3 protein-coding genes and 1 pseudogene are annotated in these 6,000 nt (G+C 60.0%); 2 read left to right on the top strand and 2 right to left on the bottom strand.

What is annotated here, in order from left to right:
* Positions 1-618: 618 nt before the first annotated feature.
* A pseudogene (locus F0169_RS09545) lies at positions 619-2,204 on the bottom strand (RimK family protein).
* A gap of 94 nt (positions 2,205-2,298) precedes the next feature.
* Between F0169_RS09545 and F0169_RS09540 the strand changes: the two are divergent.
* Positions 2,299-3,393: a GNAT family N-acetyltransferase/peptidase C39 family protein gene (locus F0169_RS09540; protein WP_152746349.1), complete on the top strand. Its 1,095-nt coding sequence runs from the start codon at positions 2,299-2,301 to the stop codon at positions 3,391-3,393.
* 3 nt (positions 3,394-3,396) lie between these two features.
* On the opposite strand, the gene sfnG is transcribed toward F0169_RS09540, so the two are convergent.
* Positions 3,397-4,482: a dimethylsulfone monooxygenase SfnG gene (gene sfnG, locus F0169_RS09535; protein ID WP_122251500.1), complete on the bottom strand. Its 1,086-nt coding sequence runs from the start codon at positions 4,480-4,482 to the stop codon at positions 3,397-3,399.
* 268 nt (positions 4,483-4,750) lie between these two features.
* Here sfnG and F0169_RS09530 point away from each other — a divergent pair, with 268 nt between their 5' ends.
* Positions 4,751-5,992 carry an acyl-CoA dehydrogenase family protein gene (locus F0169_RS09530; RefSeq protein WP_152746348.1) on the top strand — a complete coding sequence of 414 codons (1,242 nt, stop codon included), beginning with the start codon at positions 4,751-4,753 and terminating at the stop codon, positions 5,990-5,992.
* Positions 5,993-6,000: the final 8 nt, after the last annotated feature.

Genomic DNA, 6,000 nt, shown 5'->3' with positions numbered 1-6,000 from the left:
CGGCGATTGCGCTGGAGCGCTTGGTGATCGAGCGTGCCTTGAGCGTTAACACCGCTGCGGCGGGCGGTAATGCCAGCTGATGACATACGGCTAACTGACTAAATGCAATAAAACTGTGGAGGGGGCTTGCTCCCTCCTATCACACTACAAATAACCTATTGTTTTTGCTGTTGAAATTTACCCAGGTTTGTGGCTTTGGCTTTGAGTGCATATCCGTTATTGAGGTTATGGCTTATATCGGTTCCGCTCTTACAACGGGGCGCTTCTCAGATCAAGATCACAATCAAAAGCAGGCGGCCTGAAAGCCGACCCAATCTCCCAAGCAGAATGCATTCAAACTGTGGGAGGGGGCTTGCTCCCGATGGCGGTGGGTCAGTCAACTCATGTATCAACTGTAAAACTGCTATCGGGAGCAAGCCCCCTCCCACAGAAAGCAAAAAAAGCAGATCTGCTGGGTATGCATGGTTAGTTTTGGCTGGGCCGGCTTCCGGTCCTTTCAAAAGTGACTCGCTGTAAGAGCGAAACCGATATAAGCCATAACCCAAATAACGGATATACACCCAACCTGAAGAACACCCCGAGCCAGTCTGCTGCGCGACAGCGCTACACCCAGAAAGCTCACCAACCCTGGCCCTGGCGCTTCAACTCCAGCCGCCGCACAAACTCTTCCAGCACCAGGGCGTACAAGTCGTCCTGCAAGTAGGCATCTTCGATACCGGCGTCCATGTTGGGGTTGTCGTTGACCTCAATCACCACCACCTTGTCGCCGGATTGCTTGAGGTCGACACCGTAGAGGCCGTCTCCGATCAGGTTGGCGGTTTTTACCGCCAGCTCCACCACCGCCTTGGGGGCCTCGTGGACCGCCAGGGTGCGGCATTCGCCGTTGACGTCCTGGCCAATGGCCTTGTGGTTGTAGATCTGCCAATGGCCCTTGGACATGAAGTACTGGCAGGCAAAGATTGGCTTGCGATTGAGTACGCCGATGCGCCAGTCGTATTCGGTGTAGAAAAATTCCTGAGCCAGCAGCAGTACCGAATGTTCAAACAACTCGGCGGTGGCCTTGAGCAATGCCTCCTGGCTTTCGACCTTGATCACGCCCCGGGAGAAACACCCGTCGGGGATTTTCAATACCAGCGGAAAACCCAGTCGCTCGCCGACCCGCTCAAAATCTTGCGGCCGATCCTTGTACAGAATTTCGGTGGCGGGCATGCCCAATTGGTGACTGTTGAGCAAGTCGGTGAGGTAGACCTTGTTGGTGCAGCGCAGGATCGACGCCGGGTCGTCCATCACCACCAGGCCTTCGCTTTCGGCTTTTTTGGCGAAACGGTAGGTGTGGTTGTCGACGCTGGTGGTCTCGCGGATCAGCAAGGCGTCGTATTCGGCGAGGCGCGAGTAATCCTTGCGCTCGATCAGTTCCACATCAATGCCCAGCCCCTTGCCGACACGGATGAAATTTTCCAGCGCACGGGCATTCGACGGCGGCAGTTGCTCTTGAGGATCGTGCAAAATCGCCAGGTCATAACGCGCCAGTCGGCGTGAGCGGGGTTGGCGCCAGATCTTGCGGCTGAAGTTGTCCAGTGCGTGGGCGAAGTGGTCTTCCTGGTCATCGCGTAACTTGTGCAATACGCCAGACTTGACCCCTTCAATGTGCCAACCATTGTGTTTGCGAAACTCAACTAACAAAATCGGACAGGGAAAGGTTTCGAACAACTGGCGGGCCAACTCCTGCAACGGCTCTATAGTGGTTCGACCAAAGTAAAGCGTCAGCGTGAAGCCTTCGGTATTGCTGTAAAGGTGATGGTTCAAGGCTTTATCAAGGGTTTTATCCAGGTCATCCAACGCCAGGCCATACAGCGACTTTTTGGTCAGCTCACTGATGTGCGCACCGACGGAATCACCTTGTGCCCGCGCGCCTCAGCCAACAACGAACAGTAATAACCGTGCCCCAGGTACTTGTAGCCGCGGCACAGGTTGATCACCTGCACACGCTTGCCCGCCTCGCTCTCGGGCGTTTGCTCGAGGTACTCCTGGGCGCTGACGATGTCTTCGCTGGGAAAGTACGACGCCCAGTCTTCCTTGCGTTCGACAATAATCACGACTTGGCTGGAACCTCGCGGTTGGGCCGAAAAATAACGCTGCGACGTTATTGTCGCCGCGACCGATTGCTCGGATACTTCACGCCAATGCCTGTGTACCGCCGACATAATATTTGATCCGCTTTAGAGAACTCGACCTTTTCTATTAAGCACGATCTTTTAGAGAAGTCCCGTTTCGTTACGCAACTTTTACGGCGGTCATATGGCTCTTTCCTTTCGCGTTGCGACCCCCGCTGATGTGCCTGAATTGGTGGCACTGGAACAGCACTGTTTCACCACCGACCGGCTCTCGCCGCGCAGTTTTCAGTGGATGATCAGCCGCGCCAACGGGCAGTTGTGGGTCGCCGACAATGACGGCGATTTACTCGGTTACGCCTTGGTGCTGTTCCATCGCGGCACCTCGCTGGCGCGCCTGTATTCGATTGCGATTGCCGAGCACGCGCGGGGCATGGGCCTGGGCAAACAGTTGCTGGCGCGCATTGAGGCCTGCGCCGTGGCGCATGACTGCGCCTACCTGCGCCTGGAGGTGCGCACCGACAACCCCGGCGCACTCGCCTTGTATGAGCGCAATGGTTACCGGCGTTTCGACCTGATCAACGATTACTACGAAGACCACGCCCCGGCCCTGCGCCTGGAAAAACGCATTCTGCAGCACCAGGTCGCGCGCCCGCACAGCGTGCCGTATTACCCGCAGACCACCGATTTTACCTGCGGCGCCGCCTGCCTGCTGATGGCGATGGGCGCGCTGGTGCCTGCGCGCGTGGCCGGGCGCCGCGAAGAGCTGCAAATCTGGCGCGAGGCGACCACCGTGTTCATGACCGCAGGCCACGGCGGTTGCAGCCCGCAAGGCTTGGCGCTGGCGGCGTGGCGCCGGGGTTTTCGGGTGCGCATGCAGGTGAATGTGCGCGGGCCGCTGTTTCTAAATGGCGTGCGCGACCAGCACAAAAAGGACGTGATGCGTTTAGTCCATGAGGCCTTCGAAGAGGAGTTGGCCGGCAGCGATGTCGAGCAAGCCGTGGGCGGCGCACTGGACCTGCCGCAGTTGCTGCGCGAGGGCGCGCAGCCGCTGGTGTTGATCAGCAGCTATCGCCTCACCCGCTCCAAGTCGCCGCACTGGGTGATGGTCACCGATTGCGACGACGACTTTGTTTACCTGCACGACCCCGATGTGGACCACAGCCAGCAGCGCCAGCCGCTCGACTGCCAGCACCTGCCGGTCAGCCATGCGCAGTTCGAGCGGATGTGCCGTTTCGGCAGTAATAAATTGCGCGCGGCGGTGCTGGTGTTTAACCGATGATGCTTAGGCCACCTGCTTGATCGCGGCCTTGGCTTCCAGCTCGCGCACCAGCGGCAATACGCGCGTGCCGAAGTACTCGACTTCTTCCTGAAAGTGCAGGAAGCCGGCCAGCACCAGGTCCACGCCCACCGCCTTGAGCGCGACGATGCGCTCGGCTATCTGCTGCGGGGTGCCGATCAGGTTGGTCTTGAAGCCGTCGTTGTACTGCACCAGGTCTTCAAAGCTGGATTTGGCCCAATTGCCCTCGCCTTCAGGTGAGGCCTTACCGGCCTGTTTGGCAGCATCGCCGAAGGCATTCACGGCCTCCGGGTCGGCCTTGTCGATGATGTCTGCGAGCACGGCACGCGCTTCTGCCTCGGTGTCGCGGGCGATGATAAACGCGTTGACGCCGACTTTGACCGAATGGTTGTTCGCCGCCGCCTTGGCGCGAATGTCATCCACCTGAGCCTTGATGCCTTCAGGCGTGTTGCCGTTGGTGAAGTACCAGTCCGACACGCGCGCCGCCATGTCGCGCGCCGCCCGCGAACTGCCGCCCTGGAACACTTCCGGCTGGCCCAGCGGCTTGGGCCTGAGGGTGTAATTGTTGAAACGGTAGAAATCGCCCTTGAAGGTGAAGTCGTCCTGGCTCCAGACACCTTTCAGGGCGCGGATAAACTCCTCGGAACGGCGATAACGCTCGTCGTGTTCCAGCCAGGGTTCGCCGATCGCCTGGAACTCGCCCTTGAACCAGCCGCTGACGATATTTACCGCGATGCGGCCGTTGGTGAGCTGGTCGATGGTCGCCAGTTGCTTGGCCGCCAGCGCCGGTTGCCACGGGCCGGGCAGGATCGCTGCGATGACTTTGAGCGTGGTGGTCGCCGCCAGCAACGCATGGCTGAACGCCACGGATTCGTGCTGGTTTTCGGCGCCGTAACCGGCGGTGAAACGAATTTGCGTGAGGCCATATTCAAAGCCCGCCGCTTCGGCCAACTGCGCCAGTTTGCGGTTGTAGTCGATACCCCAATGGGTGCGTTGTTCGATCTTGCTCACCACCAACCCACCGCTGACGTTGGGCACCCAGTAGGCAAATTTCACGGCTTGCTGACTCATCGGGCATTACCTCGCACAAAGGGATGTAACAAGCGCTTGAGCAGCAAGCGTGCCAGGCCGCGGCAGAGGCCCCGGCTATGGGGGCCGTGGCACAAAACGCGGCGCTGGGTCGCTGAGTGGCTGATGTCACGGATCGCGTCGATTTGTCGGTTCACTGTTGCTGGCGCAACAGCGCAGCGCACCTGCACCACGCAAACACGGGCGTTTGCAGCACGGCACGGACTGTGCAATCGCCCTCAGACTTGATCACTGCCAAGGAGCCGTCCCCATGACCGAGCAACACGTCATCAACCCGCTGTCCACTGGCGTCGACTACCCCACGTTGGCCGCGCGCTTCCGGCCGATATTCCAACGCATCGCCGACGGCGCGCTAACGCGCGAGCACACCCGCGCCCTGCCCCATGAACCGATCCAATGGCTTAAACAAGCCGGGTTTGGCGCGGTGCGCGTGCCGGTGGAATATGGCGGTGGCGGCGCCTCTTTGCCGCAACTGTTCGAGCTGCTGATCGAACTCGCCGCCGCCGATTCCAACGTGCCACAGGCCTTGCGCGGGCACTTCGCGTTTGCCGAAGACCGCCTGAATGCGCCCCCCGGCGCCGGCCGTGAGGTCTGGTTCAAGCGTTTTGTCGAGGGTGATATTGTCGGCTGCGCCTGGACCGAAATCGGCAATGTCGCCATCGGCGATGTGGTCACCCAGGTCAGCCCCGACGGTGAACACTGGAAGCTCAACGGTGAGAAGTTCTACAGCACCGGCAGCATTTTTTCCGACTGGATCGACGTGTACGCGCAGCGCAGCGACACCGGCGGTGATGTGATTGCCGCCACCCGCACGCGCCAGCCTGGCGTTGCTACCAGCGATGACTGGGACGGCTTTGGCCAGCGCACCACCGGCAGCGGCACCACGCGTTTTACCGATGCGCGGGTGGAGGCGGAAAACGTTATCGATTTTGCTACACGTTTTAAATACCAGACCGCTTTTTACCAACTGGTGCTACTGGCGACCCTGGCCGGTATCGGCCGCGCTGCGCTCAACGACGTGGCCCATCAAGTGCGCAGCCGCAAGCGCATTTACAGCCATGGCAATGCTGCCCATGTCAGCCAGGACGCTCAAGTTCAACACGTGGTCGGTGAAGTGGCGGCGCTGGTGTATGCCGCCGAGGCCAGTGCCTTAAAAGCCGCGGTGCCGGCGCAACAGGCGTACCTGGCGCGATTTGCCGGGGATGCGGTGGCTGAACGCGCAGCGAACGTGGCGGCGGAGATTGAATCGGCGACGGCGCAGGTGGTGGTGTCGGAATTGATCCAGCGTGCGACCAGTGAGTTGTTTAATGCGCTGGGCGCGTCGGATGTGCGCCAGGGTAAATCGCTGGATCGCCACTGGCGCAATGCGCGTACGGTGTCGTCGCACAACCCGGTGATCTACAAGGCGCGGATTGTTGGGGATTGGGTGGTGAATGGGACAGAGCCGCCGTTTGTGTGGCAGATCGGCAATGGCCCAGCCACGCGGGCTTGAGCCTGCTC

The sequence above is a fragment of the Pseudomonas kitaguniensis genome (assembly GCF_009296165.1).
Classification (GTDB): domain Bacteria; phylum Pseudomonadota; class Gammaproteobacteria; order Pseudomonadales; family Pseudomonadaceae; genus Aquipseudomonas; species Aquipseudomonas kitaguniensis.
This window is presented reverse-complemented; position numbering and strand designations above follow the sequence as displayed.

Bases quoted from the DNA above. Each gene is read 5' to 3' on its own strand.
- sfnG (WP_122251500.1), bottom strand. From the start codon at position 4,482: ATGAGTCAGCAAGCCGTGAAATTTGCCTACTGGGTGCCCAACGTCAGC.
- F0169_RS09540 (WP_152746349.1), top strand. From the start codon at position 2,299: ATGGCTCTTTCCTTTCGCGTTGCGACCCCCGCTGATGTGCCTGAATTG.
- F0169_RS09530 (WP_152746348.1), top strand. From the start codon at position 4,751: ATGACCGAGCAACACGTCATCAACCCGCTGTCCACTGGCGTCGACTAC.